18 protein-coding genes are annotated in these 18,887 nt (G+C 67.6%); 3 read left to right on the forward strand and 15 right to left on the reverse strand.

Going from position 1 to position 18,887, the window contains the following annotated elements; all coding sequences use genetic code 11:
• Window positions 1-10: 10 nt before the first annotated feature.
• Complete coding sequence (gene ppk1 / locus ACZIYR_RS02510; RefSeq protein ID WP_483528092.1) at window positions 11-2,254, reverse strand: polyphosphate kinase 1; 2,244 nt, start codon at window positions 2,252-2,254, stop codon at window positions 11-13.
• Between the two features lie 57 nt (window positions 2,255-2,311).
• Window positions 2,312-3,310 (reverse strand): porphobilinogen synthase, encoded by a 999-nt coding sequence (gene hemB, locus ACZIYR_RS02515; RefSeq protein WP_483528093.1) that lies wholly within the window; start codon window positions 3,308-3,310, stop codon window positions 2,312-2,314.
• Window positions 3,311-3,630: 320 nt separating this feature from the next.
• On the opposite strand from hemB, the gene elbB reads away from it, so the two are divergent.
• Entirely contained in the window at window positions 3,631-4,293 is a 663-nt protein-coding gene (gene elbB, locus ACZIYR_RS02520; RefSeq protein ID WP_483528094.1) for an isoprenoid biosynthesis glyoxalase ElbB, read from the forward strand.
• Between the two features lie 107 nt (window positions 4,294-4,400).
• Here elbB and tatC read toward each other — a convergent pair whose 3' ends face one another.
• The 13 genes from tatC to ACZIYR_RS02585 form a co-directional block, all read right to left on the reverse strand.
• Complete coding sequence (gene tatC, locus ACZIYR_RS02525) at window positions 4,401-5,168, reverse strand: twin-arginine translocase subunit TatC (protein ID WP_483528095.1); 768 nt, start codon at window positions 5,166-5,168, stop codon at window positions 4,401-4,403.
• Window positions 5,165-5,635, reverse strand: coding sequence for a Sec-independent protein translocase protein TatB (gene tatB / locus ACZIYR_RS02530; RefSeq protein WP_483528096.1), 471 nt, complete (start codon window positions 5,633-5,635; stop codon window positions 5,165-5,167). Before tatB ends, tatC begins: the two co-directional genes overlap by 4 nt.
• A 6-nt stretch (window positions 5,636-5,641) precedes the next feature.
• A complete protein-coding gene (tatA, locus tag ACZIYR_RS02535; protein ID WP_473032273.1) occupies window positions 5,642-5,908 on the reverse strand; it encodes a Sec-independent protein translocase subunit TatA in 267 nt (88 codons plus the stop codon).
• Window positions 5,909-5,954: 46 nt separating this feature from the next.
• On the reverse strand, window positions 5,955-6,290 hold the full coding sequence (locus tag ACZIYR_RS02540) for a phosphoribosyl-ATP diphosphatase (RefSeq protein ID WP_473032274.1): 336 nt from the start codon (window positions 6,288-6,290) through the stop codon (window positions 5,955-5,957).
• Between the two features lie 30 nt (window positions 6,291-6,320).
• The gene (gene ubiB / locus ACZIYR_RS02545) at window positions 6,321-7,943 is read right to left on the reverse strand and encodes a ubiquinone biosynthesis regulatory protein kinase UbiB (RefSeq protein WP_483528097.1); all 1,623 of its coding nucleotides are present in this window, start codon (window positions 7,941-7,943) and stop codon (window positions 6,321-6,323) included.
• Window positions 7,940-8,581: a ubiquinone biosynthesis accessory factor UbiJ gene (locus ACZIYR_RS02550; RefSeq protein ID WP_483528098.1), complete on the reverse strand. Its 642-nt coding sequence runs from the start codon at window positions 8,579-8,581 to the stop codon at window positions 7,940-7,942. The genes ubiB and ACZIYR_RS02550 overlap by 4 nt, the downstream gene beginning before the upstream one ends.
• A 7-nt stretch (window positions 8,582-8,588) precedes the next feature.
• Window positions 8,589-9,335, reverse strand: a complete 747-nt coding sequence (gene ubiE / locus ACZIYR_RS02555; RefSeq protein WP_483528099.1) for a bifunctional demethylmenaquinone methyltransferase/2-methoxy-6-polyprenyl-1,4-benzoquinol methylase UbiE — start codon at window positions 9,333-9,335, stop codon at window positions 8,589-8,591.
• 103 nt (window positions 9,336-9,438) lie between these two features.
• Window positions 9,439-9,822: a gamma-butyrobetaine hydroxylase family protein gene (locus tag ACZIYR_RS02560; RefSeq protein ID WP_483528100.1), complete on the reverse strand. Its 384-nt coding sequence runs from the start codon at window positions 9,820-9,822 to the stop codon at window positions 9,439-9,441.
• A 201-nt stretch (window positions 9,823-10,023) separates the two neighbouring features.
• Window positions 10,024-11,346: an ATP-dependent protease ATPase subunit HslU gene (hslU, locus tag ACZIYR_RS02565; RefSeq protein ID WP_483528101.1), complete on the reverse strand. Its 1,323-nt coding sequence runs from the start codon at window positions 11,344-11,346 to the stop codon at window positions 10,024-10,026.
• Window positions 11,347-11,356: 10 nt separating this feature from the next.
• On the reverse strand, window positions 11,357-11,890 hold the full coding sequence (hslV, locus tag ACZIYR_RS02570) for an ATP-dependent protease subunit HslV (RefSeq protein WP_473032278.1): 534 nt from the start codon (window positions 11,888-11,890) through the stop codon (window positions 11,357-11,359).
• Window positions 11,891-12,023: 133 nt separating this feature from the next.
• Entirely contained in the window at window positions 12,024-12,740 is a 717-nt protein-coding gene (locus tag ACZIYR_RS02575) for an SPOR domain-containing protein (protein WP_483528102.1), read from the reverse strand.
• 3 nt (window positions 12,741-12,743) lie between these two features.
• The gene (gene argS / locus ACZIYR_RS02580) at window positions 12,744-14,429 is read right to left on the reverse strand and encodes an arginine--tRNA ligase (RefSeq protein WP_483528103.1); all 1,686 of its coding nucleotides are present in this window, start codon (window positions 14,427-14,429) and stop codon (window positions 12,744-12,746) included.
• A gap of 253 nt (window positions 14,430-14,682) precedes the next feature.
• Window positions 14,683-16,926 carry a primosomal protein N' gene (locus ACZIYR_RS02585; RefSeq protein ID WP_483528104.1) on the reverse strand — a complete coding sequence of 748 codons (2,244 nt, stop codon included), beginning with the start codon at window positions 16,924-16,926 and terminating at the stop codon, window positions 14,683-14,685.
• A 151-nt stretch (window positions 16,927-17,077) separates the two neighbouring features.
• On the opposite strand from ACZIYR_RS02585, the gene rpmE reads away from it, so the two are divergent.
• The gene (gene rpmE / locus ACZIYR_RS02590; RefSeq protein WP_149328657.1) at window positions 17,078-17,293 is read left to right on the forward strand and encodes a 50S ribosomal protein L31; all 216 of its coding nucleotides are present in this window, start codon (window positions 17,078-17,080) and stop codon (window positions 17,291-17,293) included.
• Window positions 17,294-17,548: 255 nt separating this feature from the next.
• On the forward strand, window positions 17,549-18,820 hold the full coding sequence (locus ACZIYR_RS02595) for a malic enzyme-like NAD(P)-binding protein (protein WP_473032280.1): 1,272 nt from the start codon (window positions 17,549-17,551) through the stop codon (window positions 18,818-18,820).
• Window positions 18,821-18,887: the final 67 nt, after the last annotated feature.

Here is an 18,887-nt window from a genome sequence, read left to right on the forward strand (position 1 = left end):
CCGGGCCGCCTCATGCCCTGGCGGCGTAGGCATAGAGCAGCGTCTCCTGGGCGCTGATCGGTGCCTTGTCGCCGGGTTCTCGCTTGAGGTAGTGGCCGTCGGGGGTCAGCTCCCAGCTCTGGCAGTTATCCACCAGGTAGGTCTCCAGGTCCTTGCGCACCCGGGCGGCAAGCTTCTTGTTGAGCAGCGGGAAGCAGGTCTCCACGCGGTGGAACATGTTGCGGGCCATGGCGTCGGCGCTGGAGCACCAGACCTCTGGGGCATTGTCGTTGTGGAAGTAGAAGACCCGAGTGTGCTCGAGGAAGCGGCCGATGATCGAGCGCACGCGGATACGCTCCGAGACCCCGGGGATGCCCGGGCGCAGGCAGCACATGCCGCGGATGATCAGCTCGCACTCGACGCCGGCCTGGGAGGCCCGATACAGCGCCTGGATCAGCTTGGGCTCGGTCAGGGCGTTGCACTTCAAGATCAGCCTCGCCGTGCGTCCCCGCCGTGCGTGCCCGGCTTCCCGCTCGATCATTGCCACCAGCCGTTCGTGCAGGGTGAAAGGGGCGTGGAGCAGCGTCGTGATACGCCGCGCCCGGCCCATGCCCGACAGCTGCTGGAAGACCTTGTGCACGTCGGCGCACAGCGTGGGATCGGCGGTCAGCAGGCTGTAGTCGGTGTAGAGCCTCGCCGTCCTGGCGTGATAGTTGCCGGTGCCCAGGTGAGCGTAGTGGCGCAGCTTGCCGCCTTCGCGGCGCACGATATGCATCAGCTTGGCGTGGGTCTTGTACGCCATCACCCCGTAGATGACGATGGCGCCGGCCTCCTGCAGGCGCGAGGCCAGCGCCAGGTTGTCGGCTTCGTCGAAACGCGCCCGCAGCTCGATCACCACCGTGACCTCCTTGCCGCTTCCGGCGGCCTCCACCAGGGCGCCGACGATCGCCGAGTCGGCCCCGGTCCGGTAGAGGGTCTGCTTGATGGCCAGGACCTCCGGGTCGCGGGCCGCTTCGCGAAGCAGGTCCTCCACCGGGGCGAAGCTGTGGAAGGGATGGTGGAGCAGGATATCCTCGCGGCCGATGGCGGTGAACAGGCTCGGCTTGTCGCGTAGCGCCTTGGGTAGCCCGGGCGTGAAGGGGCGGTAGAGCAGCTCGGCGGGGGCCACCTCGTCGAGCACCGACATCATACGGGTCAGGTTGACCGGGCCGTTGACCCGGTAGAGGTCGTCGGCGTCGAGCTCGAACTGCTTGAGCAGGAAGTCGGTCAGCGCCTCGGGGCAGTTGTCGGCCACCTCCAGGCGCACGCCGCTGCCATAGCGTCGGGCAAGCAGCTCGCCGCGCAGCGCCGAGGCCAGGTCGGAGACCTCCTCCGGGTCCACCGAGAGGTCGGCATTGCGGGTCAGGCGGAACTGATAGAGGCCGCGCACCGCCATGCCCGGAAAGACTTCCTCGGCATGGGCATGGATCATCGAGGAGAGAAAGACGAACTCCCGCATGCCGGGCTCGCAGAGGCTGTCGGGCACGGCGATGATGCGCGGCAGCGAGCGCGGCGCCGGCAGGATGGCCAGTCCTCCTTCCCGGCCGAAGGCGTCCTTGCCCTCCAGCTCGACGATGAAATTGAGGCTCTTGTTGACCAGACGGGGGAAGGGGTGGGAGGGGTCGAGTCCGATGGGGCTGACCACCGGCATGATCTCGGCCTCCACGTAGTCGTGGACCCAGGCGCGCTGCGGCTCGGTCCACTCCCCGCGGCGCCGGAAACGGAGCCCTTTGGCCTCCAGGGCGGGGATCAGCGTCTCGTTGAGAATCCGGTACTGGCGCGCGACCTGCTCATGGGCGAGCCGGCCGATCTCCTCGAGCACCGAGCGCGGCGAGCGGCCATCGGCCCCGCCGCTTTCGTCGCCCAAGGCGATCTGGTGCTTCAGTCCGGCGACTCGGATTTCGAAGAACTCGTCCAGGTTGGAGGAGAAGATCAGCAGGAACATCAGCCGGTTGAGCAGCGGATGCGCTTCGTCGAGGGCCTGCTCCAGAACCCGGATGTTGAACTGCAGGTGTGAGACTTCGCGATTGAAGTAGAGGCCGGCGTCGGTCAGGTCGGCCTCGGGCGCGGGAAGCGCCTTGGGCTTGATGCCGGTACGGGTCTGATTGAGTCGAGGCAGGCCGGGCTCGCTGGGCGCCTCGTCGCCGGTCGGCACCGTAGCAGCCGAGCTCCCCGACGGCGAGGTGTCGTCCGGCGGTGAAAGGGGCGTCGGCGGAGGGCGTTGCGGGTCTTCCATGGTCTCTCCCGAGTGGTGAGCCGCAAGGGCGCCGCGCTGCCGCCGAGCCCCCTGCGGTCATGGGGCGAGCAGGCGTGCCGCTCGCTTGGCAAAATAGGTGAGCACGCCGTCGGCACCGGCGCGCTTGAAGCACAGCAGCGATTCGAGGATCACCGTGTCGGCATCGAGCCAGCCGTTCTCGAAGGCGGCCATGTGCATGGCGTATTCGCCGCTGACCTGATAGGCGTAGGTGGGCACCTTGAGCTCGTCCTTGATCCGCCGCACCACGTCCAGGTAGGGCATGCCCGGCTTGACCATCACCATGTCGGCGCCTTCGGCCAGGTCCAGGGCCACCTCGTGCAGGGCCTCCTCGCCGTTGGCGGGGTCCATCTGGTAGGTGCGCTTGTCGGCCCGGCCGAGATTGGCGGCAGATCCCACGGCGTCGCGGAAGGGGCCATAGTAGTGCGAGGCATACTTGGCGCTGTAGGCCATGATGCGGGTATTCACCAGGTGCTCCTGCTCCAGCACCTGGCGGATCTCGCCGATGCGGCCGTCCATCATATCCGAGGGGGCCACCACGTCGGCGCCGGCCTCGGCGTGGGAGAGAGCCTGCTTGAGCAGGGTCTCCACGGTGCGGTCGTTGAGCACGTAGCCGGCGGCGTCGATGATGCCGTCCTGGCCGTGGCTGGTGTAAGGGTCCAGCGCCACGTCGGTGATGATGCCAAGCTCGGGGACGGCATCCTTCAGGGCCCGCACGCTGCGCTGCACCAGCCCGCTGGCGCTGTAGGCCTCCTCCGCCAGCTCGCTTTTGAGCGCCTGGTCGACCACTGGAAACAGCGCCATGGCGGGGATGCCCAGGTCGCGGGCCTCCCTGGCCTCCTCGATCAGCAGGTCCAGGGAGAGGCGCTCGACACCGGGCATCGAGGGCACGGCCTCGCGCCGCTGCTCACCCTCCAGCACGAACACTGGCCAGATCAGGTCGGCCGGGGTCAGGGTGTTTTCGCGCATCAGGCGGCGTGAGAAATCGTCGCGGCGCATGCGGCGCATGCGGGTGGCGGGGAACTGGCGCGTGGTCATGAAACTCAAGGCTCTCTTCTCCGGCTATGGGGCCATGCTCGCCATCCCGGCCAGTGTGCCGGCATGGCATGACGGTTCGATGACAACCCCGTGGTTGATGCCTCGAGTATATCAGTGCCTCGGCTCGCCGGAAGCCGCGCCTTGTCGCACCCGGTATGACTCTCTAAAGTGTTGGCTTTAGGATTCTAGCAGCCTGTCGGATTTGACCGATCGCAGTCGATCAGCGCTAAGTCTGACAGGCTGCTAGAGAGCCCTTCGGAATCGCGAGTCGTTACTGCTCAGGGGCGTCGTTTCGCGGTCCGATATTCGAGGAGAAAGGCATGAGTAAACAGGTGGCGGTCATCCTGTCGGGCTGCGGCGTCTACGATGGCTCGGAAATCTACGAGACCACCCTGACGCTGCTGCGACTGGATCAGCTGGGGATCGGCTATCGCTGCTTCGCGCCGGATATCGCGCAGCAGCATGTGATTGATCATCGTAGCGGCGAGGTGGCTGAGGATGAGTCGCGCAACGTGTTGGTCGAGTCCGCCCGATTGGCGCGGGGGGAGATCAGCGACCTCGCCACGCTAGAGCCCGGGGAGTTCGACGCAGTGATCCTGCCCGGCGGCTTCGGCGCAGCCAAGAACCTGTCGAACTTCGCCGTTGCCAGCGACGAGATGACCGTGATCGAGGCGCTGGCCGAGCCGCTGGGCGAATTTCATGCGGCGCGCAAGCCCATCGGCCTGATGTGCATTTCGCCGGTGCTGGTGCCGCGGCTACTGGGCTCGGGCATCGCCGTGACCGTAGGCCATGACCCGGGGGTCTCCGGGGCGATCAGCGCCATGGGCGGGCTGCACCGCAGCTGCGGCGTGGAGGATATCGTGGTCGATTTCGAGAACCGCGTGGTGACCACCCCGGCCTATATGCTGGCCACCCGTATCAGCGAGGCCGCCACCGGGATCTTCAAGCTGGTCGATCGCATCGACGAGCTGATGGACCTGTGACCCGGCCTCGCCGGGAGCGGTAAGCTATAAGCCGTAAGCTGTAAGTGAAACCTCCAATGCCTTGAGCCTTGGGGGTTTCTTATGGCTTACAGCTTAAAGCTTATGGCTTACACGTCGTCTTCCGCCTCGCGCCGCTGTTTCTTGCGCCTCGCCAGGCGGCCGAACAGCAGGCCCACCTCATAGAGCAGGTACATGGGGACGGCGAGCAGGCTTTGGGAGATCACGTCCGGCGGGGTCAGCAGCATGCCCACCACGAAGCAGCCGAGGATGATGTAGGGACGCTTCTTCGCCAGACTCTCCACCGTGGTCGCGCCGGAGGCGATCAGCAGGAAGGTGGCGATGGGAATCTCGAAGGCCACGCCGAAGGCGAAGAACAGTTTGAGAACGAAGTTGAGGTAGGCGTTGATGTCGGTCATCACCGCCACGTCCTCCGGCCCGGTCTGGGTGAAGAAAGAGAACAGCAGCGGGAAGACCGCGTAGTAGGCGAAGGCCGCGCCGGCGTAGAACAGTGCCACGCTGGAGGCGAGGATCGGCATCGCCAGCGCCTTCTCGTTGTCGTAGAGTCCTGGCGCCACAAAGGCCCAGGCCTGGTGCAGCACATAGGGGATGGCCACGAACAGCGCCACCACCAGGGTCAGCTTGAAGGGCGCCAGGAACGGCGAGGCCACCTCGGTGGCGATCATCTGCGCCCCCTCGGGCAGCAGCGCCATCAGCGGCTGGGCCACGAAGGTGTAGATGTCATTGGCGAAGGGATAGAGCGCGAGGAAGATCACCAGGATCGCCACGACGCTTCGCAGCAGGCGCGAGCGCAGTTCGATGAGGTGTTCGATCAGCGGCGCCTGCTCCATTTCCTGCTTGTCACCGGAGTCGCTCATCGGGACGCGGCATCCTTGTTGTCATCGTCGGAAGAGGCCTCTTCGGCCGCGCGGTCGGGCACCTCAGGAGGCGTTTCGGGGATACGGGCGCTGCTCAGGGCGTCGTCCAGCCGCTCGGCCGCCGGCTTGGAGGGCGGCGGGGGCTCGGACGCCGTCGCTGGCTCGCGTTTTTCCTCCTGGCGGGGCTCACGCCGGGGCGATGCCGGGGGCTCGGCGATGCTCTCCACGTCGCGCTTGGCCTTGTTGAGGCTCTCGTCGAGCTTCTCCTGCTGCTCCTTGAGCTTCTGACGCAGCTCCTCCGCCTCCAGCTGGGCGTTGATCTCCCGCTGCATCCCCGAGACGGTGCGCTTGATCTTGCCGACCCACAGGCCCAGGGTGCGCGCCGCCTTGGGCAGGCGCTCCGGGCCGAGCACCAGCAGCCCCACGATCCCGAGGATCAGCAGTTCGAGAAAGCCGATATCGAACATGGCGGCTTACTTGCGCTCTTCTCGATCCTCGACGTTTTCCTCGGCCTTCTTCTCCTCGGCCCGGACGTCATAGGTATTGGCCGGCTCTTCGTGAGAGACCTTGGCCTGGGGCTTGTCCTTGTCGTCCTTGTCGTCTTCGTTCACGGCCTGCTTGAAGCCCTTGACCGCGCCGCCTAGGTCGCTACCCACGTTGCGCAGCTTCTTGGTGCCGAAGATCAGGATGATGATGCCGAGCACGATCAGCAGTTGCCAGATACTGATACCACCTAACATGAAGGATTCCTCTGATTCGATGTTCCGGAGTTTCCGGAGGTCGGGTTCACTTGGACCTTGCGGCCTTCTCTTCGTGCCCGGAAATGCCGAAGCGGCGGGCCAGTTCGTCGAGCACGTCGCGGTGGTCGAGCCCCAGGTGCGAGAGCATTACCAGACTATGAAACCACAGGTCGGCGGTTTCGGCGACCACTGCCCGGCGCTGGCTATCGTCGCCGTTCTCGGCGTCCTTGGCCGCTAGCAGGGTCTCGGTGGCTTCCTCGCCGACTTTCTCGAGGATCTTGTTCAGCCCCCGGTGATGCAAGGCGGCCACGTAGGAGTCCTCGGGATCGGCGCTGCGGCGCTGCTCCAGTACCTTGAAGAGTTCGTCGAGAGTATCACGCATGACAGGCCTTCCAGTTGCGATGGATCAAGATCATTGCCAGGCCAGCAGCGCCAGGCCGATGGCGGCCGCCGCGAGCACCGGCCAGGGCTGGTCGCCGGCCCACTGGGTCAGCGGCTGCCAGGCCAGCGCCAGGGCCACCAGCAGCAGGCCCAGGCGCAGGCGCCGCCCGCTGCGCCGGGTCTGGGCCAGCTGATGGCGGATGCCGGCCACGGCAACTGCCTGGCGGCTGCGCTGGCGATGCTCGTGCTCGACCCGGCTGAGCGCCTGGTGGGCCAGGGTCGGCAGCTCCGGCAGCTGGCGCGACAGCTCGGGCGCCTGGCGCTTGAGGGATTCCCATAGCCCGCTGGCCCCGGCGCGCTCCTTCATCCAGCGCTCCAGATAGGGCTTGGCGGTGGTCCACAGGTCCAGGTCGGGGTAGAGCTGGCGGCCCAGCCCCTCGATATTGAGCAGGGTCTTCTGCAGCAGCACCAGCTGCGGCTGCACTTCCATGTTGAAGCGCCGAGCGGTCTGGAACAGCCCCAGCAGCACCTGGCCGAAGGAGATGTCCTTGAGGGGCTTCTCGAGGATCGGCTCGCAGACGGTGCGGATCGCTGCGGCGAACTCGTTGGCGCGGGTATCCTCGCCCACCCAGCCCGACTCGATGTGCAGGGCGGCTACCTCATAGTAGTCCTGATGGAAGAAGGCCAGCAGGTTGCGCGCCAGGTAGTCCTGGTCCTCGCGGGTCAGGCTGCCGACGATGCCGCAGTCGATGGCGATGTACTGAGGGTCGTGGGGGTGCTCGCGGGTGACGAAGATATTGCCCGGGTGCATGTCGGCGTGGAAGAAGTTGTCGCGAAACACCTGGGTGAAGAAGATTTCCACGCCGCGCTCGGCGAGCTTCTTGAGGTCGGTGCCCTGGGCGACCAGGGCTGCGGTGTCGGCCACGGGAATGCCGTAGATGCGCTCCTGGACCATCACTCGGCGACGGGTGTGGGACCAGTGGATGGCCGGCACGAAGAGCAGCGGCGAGTCCTTGAAGTTGCGCTTGAGCTGGGAGGTGTTGGCGGCCTCCTTGTGCAGGTCGAGCTCATCGAACAGGGTCGCCTCATAGTCGCGTACCACCTCGACGGGGCGCAGTCGCCGCGCCTCGGGAATCCGTGCCAGCACCCCGGCGACCCGATACATCAGCGCCATGTCCTGGCGCATCACCCGCTCGATGCCGGGGCGAGTGATCTTTGCCACCACCTCCTCGCCGCTGTGCAGGCGGGCGGCGTGCACCTGGGCGATGGAGGCAGAGGCCAGCGGTTCGGGGTCGAAGTGGGCGAAGGCCGTCGCCAGGGGCATCCCCAGCTCCTCTTCCACCAGGGCGCTGGCCTCTTGGCCGGGGAAGGGGGGCACCTGGTCCTGCAGGCGCCGGAGTTCGTCGGCGATGTCCTCGGGCAGCAGGTCGCGGCGGGTGGAGAGCAGCTGGCCGAACTTGACGAAGATCGGGCCGAGGGCCTCCAGGGCGAGGCGCAGGCGCTCGCCGCGGCTGCGTTCGCCGACCGGTATCATGCGCAGCGGCGAGAGGGTGAACATCAGGCGCAGCGGCCAGGGCAACCGCTCCAGGGGCAGCAGGGTGTCGAGGCGAAAGCGGGTGATCACCCACAGGATGCGCAGCAGTCGCAGGTTCATCTCGTTGAGGCCTCGCCTTCCAGTCGACGCCGCAGGCGCGCGAGGCGCGCCTCGAGGCGGTCGGTGGCCACCTCCAGCTCGGTGAGATGGTCGCGCAGGTCTTCGAGCTGATGGCGGCCGGGCAGCCAGCGCGCCTCCTCGAAGACGTACTCGGCCACGTCGGCGGTCAGCTCGTCGTGGGCACGCAGCCCCCAGCGGGCGATCCGGCGCAGGCCCTCGGCCAGCGAGTGGGCCGGGACGTCGCCAAGCCAGCGGGCCAGTTCGGCCTCCCAGTCGAGTTCGAGGTCGAACAGCAGGTCGCGCACCTCCTCCAGCAGGTGCGTGCGTCCGCGTACCGCCAGCCGGCCCTGGAACATCAGCCGCTCCATGGACTGGCCGCCGAGCAGCTCGCCGAGGGTCTCGGCGTCGAGCTCGACCACGGCGTCGGCGGCGGTTTCGTCGGCGTGGTCCTGGCGCAGCAGGTCGAGACCGTGAGCGTGGAAGCTGACCAGCAGTGTCAGGGCAGGCTGTTCCAGGCGCAGCAGCAGGCGGCTGCCCGCAAGGCGCGCCAGCCGGCCGGGGGCCGCCGGGTCGCGGGCAAGCAGGGCGTTGAGCGTACGCTCGATGCCGGCCAGCAGCAGGGTCGGTGTCAACGTCATGACGGTCTCAGAGCTTGATGCCGCGGTGCAGGGCGACGATGCCCCCGGTGAGGTTGGTGTATTCGACCCGCTCCAGTCCTGCGGCTTCCATCATCGCCTTGAGGCGCTCCTGATCGGGGTGGACGCGGATCGACTCGGCCAGGTAGCGATAGCTCTCGGCGTCGCCGGCCACCATCTCGCCCATGCGCGGCAGCAGGCGGAAGGAGTATTCGTCGTAGGCCTTGGAGAGCAGCGGGTTGGTGGGGTGGGAGAACTCCAGGACCAGCAGGCGGCCGCCGGGCTTGAGGACCCGGGCCATCGAGCGCAGGGCAGCGTCCTTGTCGGTGACGTTGCGCAGGCCGAAGGCGATGGTGATGCAGTCGAAGCTGTTGTCCGGAAAGGGCAGACATTCGGCGTTGGCCTGGACGTATTCGACGTTGCCGCCCACGCCGTTGTCGAGCAGCTTGTCGCGGCCGACCCGCAGCATCGACTCGTTGATGTCCGCCAGCACCACCCGGCCGCGAGGGCCCACCAGGCGCGAGAACTTGAGCGTCAGGTCGCCGGTGCCACCGGCGATATCGAGCACGCTGTGGCCGGGTCGCACCCCGGCGCGCTCCAGGGTCAGGCGCTTCCACAGGCGATGGATGCCGAACGACATCAGGTCGTTCATGACGTCATAGCGAGCCGCAACGGAGTGGAAGACGTCGGCCACGCGCGAGGCCTTCTCCTCGACGGGCACTTCCTGGTAGCCGAAGTGGGTGGTGCGCTTGTCCATGGGCGATGGGACTCCCGAGTCGCTGCAGGGGGAGAGGCGGGCGGCCTCGAATTGCGCGCCATTGTAGCCTTCCCCGGCGGCGATTGTCTTGACGGGGGTGCGTTTACAGCTGCTTGATCTCGATGCCCAGGGGCTCGCGGCTGGCGCCGGCTTCCTCCAGGCGCTTGAGATAGTCCGCCCAGTTGGCCTCGCGATGCTCGATCAGCCACCACAGGTAGTCCCAGCTGTAGAGACCGCTGTCGTGGCCGTCGTCGAAGTGCAGCTTGAGCGCGTAGCGCCCGGCCGGGGTGATGTCCTTGAGGCCGACGAACTTCTTGCCCACCTGCAGGGTTTCCTGGCCGCGGCCGTGGCCGCGCACCTCGGCGGAGGGGGAGAAGACCCGCAGGTACTCGATGGCGAGCCGGTGGCTCTCGCCATCGCCGTAGCCAAGCTCCAGCTCCTGGGCCTTGCGGTGGTAGTGCACTCGGGTTGGGGTGGGGGCTGTCATGGGCACCTCCGGTGAGCCGTAAGCTGTAAGCCTGAAGCCGTAAGCCCGCTACCGTCTGGCATGGCGGGCCATGGCCGGGACGGCTAAGGGTTAGGCTTGCAAGAATCGGCGAGCCAGACGCAGGTTCGCTGCTCAAGGTCTGCGAACACTGCGCCTGTGGGGTTCACTTACAGCTTATAGCTTACGGCTTAAAGCTGGGGGTTAGAGGATATACCGCGAGAGATCCTCGTCCATGGCCAGCTCGCCGAGCTGAGAGTCCACGTAGGCGGCGTCGATGGCCAGCGGCGAGCCGATGTCGGCGCCCTTGAACGAGGCCTCCTCGAGTAGGCGCTCCATCACCGTGTGGAGGCGCCGCGCGCCGATGTTCTCGGTGCCCTCGTTGACCTTCCAGGCGATCTCGGCGATGCGCGCGATGCCGTCGGCGGTGAACTCGACGTCGAGCCCCTCGGTGGCCAGCAGCGCCTTGTACTGCTTGGTCAGCGATGCCGAGGGCTCGGTAAGGATGCGCTTGAAGTCGTCGGGGGTGAGCGCATTGAGCTCGACGCGGATCGGCAGGCGGCCCTGCAGCTCGGGGATCAGGTCCGAGGGGCGCGACAGGTGGAAGGCGCCGGAGGCGATGAACAGGATATGGTCGGTCTTGACCATGCCGTACTTGGTGGAGACCGTGGAGCCCTCGATCAGCGGCAGCAGGTCGCGCTGGACGCCCTCCCGGGAGACTTCGCCGCCGCTGGACTGGCCGCTGCCCTTGGCCACCTTGTCGATCTCGTCGAGAAAGACGATGCCGTGCTGCTCCACCGCCTCGATGGCGCGGTGCTTGATCTCCTCCTCGTTGACCAGCTTGGCGGCCTCCTCGTCGCGCAGCAGGGCAAAGGCGTCCTTCACTGCCACCCGGCGGGTCTCCGTCTTCTGTTTGCCCATGCCGGCGAACAGGCTCTGCAGCTGGTTGGTCATCTCCTCCATGCCCGGCGGGGTCATGATATCGATGCCCGGCGCCTGCTGGGAGACCTCGATGTCGATCTCCTTGTCGTCGAGCTGACCCTCGCGCAGCTTCTTGCGAAAGATCTGGCGCGTGGAGCTGTCGGCGCGGGCGCTCTCCTCCTGGCCCCGGGGCGGGGGCAGCAGGGCGTCGAGGATACGGTCCTCGGCGGCGTCCTCGGCGCGGTGGCTCACCTCCTCCTTGGCCTGCTCGCGCACCAGCTTGATGGCCGCCTCGGTCAGGTCGCGGATGATCGAGTCCACGTCGCGACCCACATAGCCCACTTCGGTGAACTTGGTGGCCTCGACCTTGATGAAGGGCGCGCGGGCCAGCTTGGCCAGGCGACGGGCGATCTCGGTCTTGCCCACCCCGGTGGGGCCGATCATCAGGATGTTCTTGGGGGTGACCTCGGGGCGCAGGCTGTCGTCGAGCTGCATGCGCCGCCAGCGGTTGCGCAGGGCGATGGCCACGGCGCGCTTGGCGTCCTGCTGGCCGATGATGAACTGGTCCAGGGCGTGGACGATTTCGCGGGGAGTCATCTGGGTCATGGTGGTCGCCTTAGCGCTGCGCGGAGGGCAGCTCCTCGAGGGTGACGTGGTGGTTGGTGAACACGCAGATATCGCCAGCGATGGCCAACGACTTCTCGGTGATCTCGCGGGCCGAGAGCTCGGTGTTCTCGAGCAGCGCCCGGGCCGCGGCCAGGGCGTAGTTGCCGCCGGAGCCGATGGCGATGATGCCGCGCTCGGGCTCCACCACGTCGCCGTTGCCGGTGATGATCAGCGAGGCGTCCTTGTTGGCCACGGCGAGCAGCGCCTCGAGCCGGCGCAGGGCGCGGTCGGTGCGCCAGTCCTTGGCCAGCTCCACGGCGGCCTTGACCAGGTTGCCCTGATACTTCTCCAGCTGCGCCTCGAAGCGCTCGAACAGGGTGAAGGCGTCGGCGGTGCCGCCGGCGAAGCCCGCCAGCACCTCGCCGCGATAGAGGCGGCGTACCTTGCTGGCGTTGCCCTTCATCACGGTGTTGCCCAGGGACACCTGGCCGTCGCCGGCCAGTGCGACCTGGTCACCGCGGCGCACGGAAACGATCGTGGTCATGGAGAAAGACTCCGTAACGGGGAGCCGGGGCTCCCGATGACTTTCGGCGCCGCGGATCGCCGGGCGCCGTGACTGAGCTTTCAGGGGAGGTGTGGGCGCAGCGCCCGGAATTCAAGCGCGGCCAGGCAGTGGGTCAGTTTTGCAGGCGAATCAACAGCGGCTCAATCCCCTGGGTGATCATCAGGTCCTGGGCGCGGTTGAGCTCCCGGGTGTCGTCGTAGGGGCCCACCTGGACGCGATGCCAGGTCTCGCCGCCGGACGCCTGGACCTGGCTGACCTGGGCCACCAGGCTGAGATTGCGCAGCCGCTGCTTGAGCTGCTCGGCGTCCCCGGATTCGCGGAAGGAGGCGGCTTGCAGCATGTAGCGCGACGCGGCGCCGGTGGGTGCCGGCCTGGTCCCGTCGCCGCCGTTGGCAGTTTCGCTGGCGTCGTCCTGGAGGTTGGCGGCGATCACCTGGGCAATGGGGTCGTCGTCCGGTGTCTCCGGGGCGGCAGCCGTTGGTGGTGGCGGTGGCGGCGCCGCGGCGACCTCACCACGCGGAGCGACCACCTCGGACTCCGGCAGCAGGGTGTAGAACTCGAAGGTGGGCATGCGCGGCTCGCTGGCAGCCGGCGGCGCCTCGTCCTGGGGAGTGTCGGCGGGCGGTTTGGGCAGCACCGTGGCCAGGGGCGAGTCATGGCCTTCCTGCCAGGGGGCGGTCCCGTGCTGATGCTGAGCCAGCAGGAAGCCGGCGGCGAGGCCCGCCAGCCCCCACAGCCAGCCGGGCAGCCGGAAGCCCTCGCGACGACGGGCGGGTCGACGGCGGCTGGTGGTTGCGCCACGCTTCTTCGGGGCGGGTCGGCGGGCCATGGGTTACATCTCCTCGGGTGCGCTCACACCCATGAGGTCGAGACCGTTGCGCAGTACCTGGCGGGTGGCCAGGCCCAGCGCCAGGCGGGCGTTGCGCAGCTCGTCGTCCTCGACCATGACTTTTACCGCGTTGTAGCAGGAGTGGAAGTCGGCGGCCAGGTCGAGCAGGTACTGGGCGACCTGCTGCGGCTCGCGGGCGGCGGCGGCATGCTCGACCACCTCCGGGAAGCGGGCCAGGCGGTTCATCAGCGCCTTTTCCTGGTCGGCGTCGAGGCGTGCCAGGCTGACCATGGCCAGGTCGTGGTCGAAGGGCAGGCCGTCGGCCTCGGCGCGACGCAGCATGCTGCAGACCCGGGCGTGGCCGTACTGGACGTAGTAGACCGGGTTGTCGTTGGACTGGGAGCGGGCCAGGTCGATGTCGAAGGTGAGCTGGGAGTCCGCCCGGCGTGCGGCGAGGAAGAAGCGAGTGGCGTCGCGGCCCACCTCGTCGATCAGGTCGCGAACGGTAACGTAGCTGCCGGCGCGCTTGGAGAGCTTCACCTCCACGCCGGAGCGGGTCACCATCACCATCTGGTGCAGCACATAGTCCGGCCAGCCCTGGGGGATGCCGGCCTCCAGCGCCTGCAGGCCGGCGCGAACCCGGGTCACGGTGGAGTGGTGGTCGGCGCCCTGCTCGTTGATCACGGTGGTAAAGCCGCGCTGCCACTTGTCCAGGTGGTAGGCCACGTCGGGCAGGAAGTAGGTGTAGCCGCCGTCGGACTTGCGCATCACCCGGTCCTTGTCGTCGCCGAATCGGGTGGTGCGCAGCCACAGGGCGCCTTCGCGCTCGTAGGTGTGGCCGTTGGCCATGAGCCGGTCCACCACCGCCTCGACCTTGCCCTGCTCGTAGAGCGACGACTCCAGGAAGTAGACGTCGAACTCGACGCCGAAGGCCTTGAGGTCCAGGTCCTGCTCCCGGCGCAGCCAGGCCACCGCGAACTCGCGGATGGCGTCGAGGTCCTCGGGGTCGCCCTTGGCGGTGACGTGGCGGTCGTCGGCGCGTACCGTTTCGCCGGCCAGGTAGTCCTTGGCCACCTCGATGATGTAGTCGCCGCGATAGCCGTCGGCGGGCCAGGCGCTGCTGCTCGGCTCGATGCCCTTGGCCCGGGCCTGAACGGAGAGTGCCAGGTTGCTGATCTGGGCGCCGGCATCGTTGTAGTAGAACTCGCGAGTGACATCGAAGCCGGTGGCCTCGAGCAGGCGGCAGAGGCAGTCGCCGATGGCCGCGCCGCGGCCGTGGCCGACGTGCAGCGGGCCGGTGGGGTTGGCGGAGACGAACTCTACCTGCACCTTCTGCCCCTTGCCCTTGAGGCTGCGGCCGAAGGTGTCGCCGGCATCGAGCACCTGGCGCACGACCTGGGCGGCGGCGTCGGTGGCGGCGAAGAAATTGATGAACCCGGGGCCGGCGATCTCCACCTTCTCCACGGCATCGCTCTCGGGAAGGGCGGCCACCAGGGCCTCGGCCAGTTCGCGGGGCTTCTTGCCCGCCGGCTTGGCCAGTGCGAGCGCCAGGTTGGTGGCGTAGTCGCCGTGGGCCTTGTCCTTGGTAGGGTCGACCTTGAGGGGCGGTGCGGCATCGGCGGGCAGCACGCCCTGCTGCCGGAGCGTGTCGAGGGCGGCCTCGAGCAGGGAAGCGATGGTGTCTTTCATGAAACGATAATGTCCTGTTGCGGCGGGCGCACGAGATAGTGACGGTGACAAGGCACTCGCGAAGGGCGCGGCCACGAAAGTTGGGCTGGTCGGCCATTATCGGCAATTGTGGCGCGGCTTTAAAGCCCAGCCCCGTCTCGGCTTCGCCGAGACGGGGAGTTGTAAGCTTTAAGCTATAAGACAAAGACATTGCCATCAGAAGCGCTGGTAGCAGCCTCTGGGCTTACGGCTTACGGCTTACGGCTTACGGTTTTCAGCTCAGCGTCTGGGGGTCGATATCCAGCGACCAGCGTACCCGTCGCGCCTCGGGCGTGGCCTCCAGCCAGGCGCTCAGCCGGGCGCAGGCTTCGTGCAGCCCGCTGCGTCGGTCGGCGGCCAACATCAGCTGCAGGTGATAGCGGCCCTGGCGGCGCTCCATGGGGGCCGGCACCGGGCCCAGACAGTCCACCGCCAGCTGCCGCTCGGCGAGCCAGCGGCGTAGCGCGGCGGCGGCCTCGCGCCCCAGTTCCGTGGCGGCGGCTTCCCGGGGGCTCTCCAGGCGCAGCAGGGCGAGGAAGCGAAACGGCGGTAGCCGAGCCGCCCGGCGCTCTTCCAGCAGGCGCTCGGCCAGGGCATCGTAGCCCCGCTCGGCCAGCAGCCGCAGGTGCGGGTCGTCGTCGTGGAGTGTCTGCACCAGCACCCGCCCCGGGTGGGCGGCGCGGCCGGCGCGGCCGGCCACCTGCTCCAGCAGCTGGGCACTGTGCTCCAGGGCGCGAAAATCGCTGGCGTACAGGCCGGCATCGGCGTTGACCACCACCACCAGGGTGACATGGGGCAGGTGGTGCCCCTTGGCCAGCATCTGGGTGCCCACCAGCAGGCAGGGCTCGCCGCGTCGTACCTCGGTCAGCACCGCCTCGAGGGCGTCGCGGCGCCGCGTGCTGTCGCGGTCGATGCGGTGCACGGCCACCTCGGGGAACAGCGCCGCCAGGGTCTCCTCGGTGCGTTCGGTGCCGCTGCCCAGCGGGCGCAGGTCGGCGCTGCCGCACTCGGGGCAGGCGTCGGGAATCGGACGCCGCTTGTCGCAGTGGTGGCAGGCCAGCATGGGTGGCTGGCGGTGCAGGGTCATGCGTGCGTCGCAGGCCTCGCACTCGGCGAGCCAGCCGCAGGCGTGGCAGGCCAGCGTCGGCGCGAAGCCGCGGCGGTTGATGAACACCAGTACCTGGTGGCCGGCGGTCAGCGTCTCGCGAATCGACTCGATGGCAGGCGGTATCAGGCCGCCCTGGCGGGGGCGGCCGCGCAGGTCGAGGAGCTCCAGCCGGGCCGGGGCGTGGCGGCTGGCGCGCTGGGTCAGGCGCAGGTGGCGGTAGTCGCCCAGTCGGGCGCGCTGCAGGCTCTCCAGCGACGGCGTGGCGCTGCCTAGCACCAGCGGAATGGCGTGGCGGTGGGCGCGGGCGACGGCCAGGTCGCGGGCGTGGTAGCGCAGCCCCTCCTGCTGCTTGAAGGAGCCGTCGTGCTCTTCATCGACGATGATCACCCCGGGGCGCGCCAGGGGGGTGAAGATCGCCGAGCGGGTGCCGATGACGATGGGCGCGCGGCCGCTGGCGGCGGCTTCCCAGGCATCCAGGCGCTCATGGTCGGTGAGCCCCGAGTGCAGGGCCACCACCGGGACCTGGAAACGGTGGCGAAAGCGCGCCAGGGTCTGGGGCGTCAGGCCGATCTCTGGCACCAGCAGCAGCGCCTGTCGGCCGCGTTCCACCACCGCCTCGATCAGCTGCAGATAGACCTCGGTCTTGCCGCTGCCGGTGACGCCGTGGAGCAGACAGGGATGATAGGCTTCCAGCCGCTCATGAATGGCCGCCAGCGCCGCTGCCTGCTCGCGGTTCAGGGACAGGGGCGGCTGCGCCAACAGGTGGCCGGAGCGGGGGCTCTCAGCGGCGGTACGCGGGATCTCATGGCGCTCCACCAGGCCCTTGGCCGCGAGCGCCTTGAGCTGATCGCGGGAAAACCCCTGGGCGAGAATCGCCTGACTGGCCAGCCCGCGAGGGTGCTGGGCGAGCATCGCCAGTAGCTCGGCCTGACGCGGCGCTCGCTTGAGCGGCTCGCCATCCGCCGCGCGCCCCGCGGCAGTCGCCTGCCACTGCTCGCGCATGCGACTCGCCAGCGCCCGTCCCTGGCGCAGCAGCGTGGGCATGGCCTGGTGCAGGGTATCGCCCAGCGGGTGCTGGTAATAGCGGGCGGTAAAGCGACACAGCCACAGCCAGTCTTCGGGCAGCGGGTCGGCATCGAGCCAGCCGGCAATCGGCTTCAGCTTGGCTTGGGGCAACTCACTGTCATGACCGCAGCCGACCACCACCCCTACCACCTGGCGCCGGCCGAAAGGCACCTGCACGCGCAGCCCGGGCCTCCAGCCTCGAGGGGGCGGCTCGCTACACGGCCGATAGTCGAACAGCCGGCGCAGCGGTGTGGGCACGGCCACGCGCAGTACGCGGGGCTGGAGTGGGTGGGGAGAATCGGGCAATTGGCCTCCGGCGCTGGCTCTGCTAGAATGCGCGGCCGCCGTGGCGCCTGGCGTCCGCCGGCGGCAACCGGTTAGTATGTATCGACAGACAACCCGTATGCGGTGCCTGGCAATGGATCAGGTGGCGGCATACCGCTTCATGAGGCTCAAGATGAAACAAGGTATCCACCCGGATTACAAGACGGTCACCGCCACCTGCTCCTGTGGCGCGACCTTCGAGGTCGGCTCCACGGCCGGCCATGACCTGTCCCTGGATGTGTGCTCCCAGTGCCATCCCTTCTATACCGGCAAGCAGAAGCAGGCGACCACCGGCGGTCGCGTCGAGCGCTTCAACAAGCGCTTCGGTGCCGCCATCAAGCGCGGCTGAGCCTTTGCTTCCGGCCGAGCATCCGGACTGAAAAGAAACCCGCCCATCGGCGGGTTTCTTTTTGTCGCGACGATGGTTTTCCCGTCAGCGATAAGTAATGGCTTATGGCTGGGTGTTGTTGCATAAGTTTCAGTAAATGGTTGTCATCATCCCTGAACGAGCGATCAAAATCCGCGAAACGGTCTGGCGTTGAGATGTGGAAAGTTTTTCTATATTCTGTATACACTCGTTATCACATTGACATCGGACGACCGCATGACAGACGCCAAGAAGCAGGCCGCGCTGGACTATCACGCCAAGCCCATTCCCGGAAAGCTCTCGGTGGAGCTGACCAAGCCCACCGCCACCGCTCGCGACCTTTCCCTGGCCTACAGCCCGGGCGTTGCCGAGCCGGTCCGCGAGATCGCCCGCGACCCGGAAAACGCCTACCGCTACACCGGCAAGGGCAATCTGGTAGCGGTGGTGTCCGATGGCAGCGCCATTCTGGGGCTCGGCAACCTGGGGCCGCTGGCCAGTAAGCCGGTCATGGAAGGCAAGGGCGTGCTGTTCAAGTGCTTCGCCGGCATCAACTCGGTGGACCTCGAGGTCAACGCCGAGAGCCCTCAGGCATTCATCGATACCGTGGCACGCATCGCCGACAGCTGGGGCGGCATCAACCTCGAGGATATCAAGGCGCCGGAGTGCTTCGAGATCGAAGAGGCGCTGATCGAACAGTGCAGCATCCCGGTCTTCCATGACGACCAGCACGGTACCGCCATCGTTACCGCGGCGGGCATGCTCAACGCTCTGGAGATTGCCGGCAAACGCCTTGAGGATGCCAAGATCGTCTGTCTGGGCGCCGGCGCGGCGGCGATTGCCTGCATGAAGCTGCTGGTCTCCTGCGGTGCGCGCTCCGAGAACCTGGTGATGCTCGACCGTCGCGGTGTGATTCATGCCGGGCGCGAAGGCCTCAACCCTTACAAGGCGATGTTTGCCGTGGAGACCGACAAGCGCACCCTGGACGATGCCATCGACGGGGCCGATGTTTTCATCGGGCTCTCCGGGCCGAACCTGATGACCGCCGATCACATTCGCAAGATGGCGTCCAATCCGGTGGTCTTCGCCTGCACCAATCCAGACCCGGAGATCCACCCCGACGTGGCCCGCGATGCCCGGCCGGACGTGATCATGGCCACCGGTCGCTCGGACTTTCCCAATCAGGTCAACAACGTGCTGGGCTTCCCCTTCATCTTCCGCGGGGCGCTGGACGTGCGCGCCACGCGCATCAACGAGGAGATGAAGGTCGCCGCGGTGCATGCCCTCAAGGACCTGGCCCGCGAGCCGGTGCCCCAGCATGTACTCGATGCCTATGAGCGCGAGCGCATGGAGTTCGGCCCTGACTACATCATTCCCACGCCGGTGGACGTGCGGCTGCTCGACCGCGTTACCTCGGCAGTGGCGCAGGCGGCCGTAGATTCCGGGGTGGCTCGGCGTCCCTATCCGGCCCACTATCCGCTCAAGACCATCGAGGATGTCTACGGCGGCTGATTCGACGCTGCCGTCCCGTGGCTGTGCGACGCCGGCTCCCTGTGGGGTCGGCGTCGTGCGTTATGGG

It is taken from the genome of Billgrantia sp. NRB1, from assembly GCF_056921725.1.

Bases quoted from the DNA above. Each gene is read 5' to 3' on its own strand.
- tatC (WP_483528095.1), bottom strand. From the start codon at position 5,168: ATGAGCGACTCCGGTGACAAGCAGGAAATGGAGCAGGCGCCGCTGATC.
- ACZIYR_RS02560 (WP_483528100.1), bottom strand. From the start codon at position 9,822: ATGACAGCCCCCACCCCAACCCGAGTGCACTACCACCGCAAGGCCCAG.
- argS (WP_483528103.1), bottom strand. From the start codon at position 14,429: ATGAAAGACACCATCGCTTCCCTGCTCGAGGCCGCCCTCGACACGCTC.
- elbB (WP_483528094.1), top strand. From the start codon at position 3,631: ATGAGTAAACAGGTGGCGGTCATCCTGTCGGGCTGCGGCGTCTACGAT.
- ACZIYR_RS02540 (WP_473032274.1), bottom strand. From the start codon at position 6,290: ATGCGTGATACTCTCGACGAACTCTTCAAGGTACTGGAGCAGCGCCGC.
- ACZIYR_RS02575 (WP_483528102.1), bottom strand. From the start codon at position 12,740: ATGGCCCGCCGACCCGCCCCGAAGAAGCGTGGCGCAACCACCAGCCGC.
- rpmE (WP_149328657.1), top strand. From the start codon at position 17,078: ATGAAACAAGGTATCCACCCGGATTACAAGACGGTCACCGCCACCTGC.
- tatB (WP_483528096.1), bottom strand. From the start codon at position 5,635: ATGTTCGATATCGGCTTTCTCGAACTGCTGATCCTCGGGATCGTGGGG.
- ubiB (WP_483528097.1), bottom strand. From the start codon at position 7,943: ATGAACCTGCGACTGCTGCGCATCCTGTGGGTGATCACCCGCTTTCGC.
- tatA (WP_473032273.1), bottom strand. From the start codon at position 5,908: ATGTTAGGTGGTATCAGTATCTGGCAACTGCTGATCGTGCTCGGCATC.
- ACZIYR_RS02595 (WP_473032280.1), top strand. From the start codon at position 17,549: ATGACAGACGCCAAGAAGCAGGCCGCGCTGGACTATCACGCCAAGCCC.
- ppk1 (WP_483528092.1), bottom strand. From the start codon at position 2,254: ATGGAAGACCCGCAACGCCCTCCGCCGACGCCCCTTTCACCGCCGGAC.
- hslV (WP_473032278.1), bottom strand. From the start codon at position 11,890: ATGACCACGATCGTTTCCGTGCGCCGCGGTGACCAGGTCGCACTGGCC.
- hemB (WP_483528093.1), bottom strand. From the start codon at position 3,310: ATGACCACGCGCCAGTTCCCCGCCACCCGCATGCGCCGCATGCGCCGC.
- hslU (WP_483528101.1), bottom strand. From the start codon at position 11,346: ATGACCCAGATGACTCCCCGCGAAATCGTCCACGCCCTGGACCAGTTC.
- ACZIYR_RS02550 (WP_483528098.1), bottom strand. From the start codon at position 8,581: ATGACGTTGACACCGACCCTGCTGCTGGCCGGCATCGAGCGTACGCTC.
- ubiE (WP_483528099.1), bottom strand. From the start codon at position 9,335: ATGGACAAGCGCACCACCCACTTCGGCTACCAGGAAGTGCCCGTCGAG.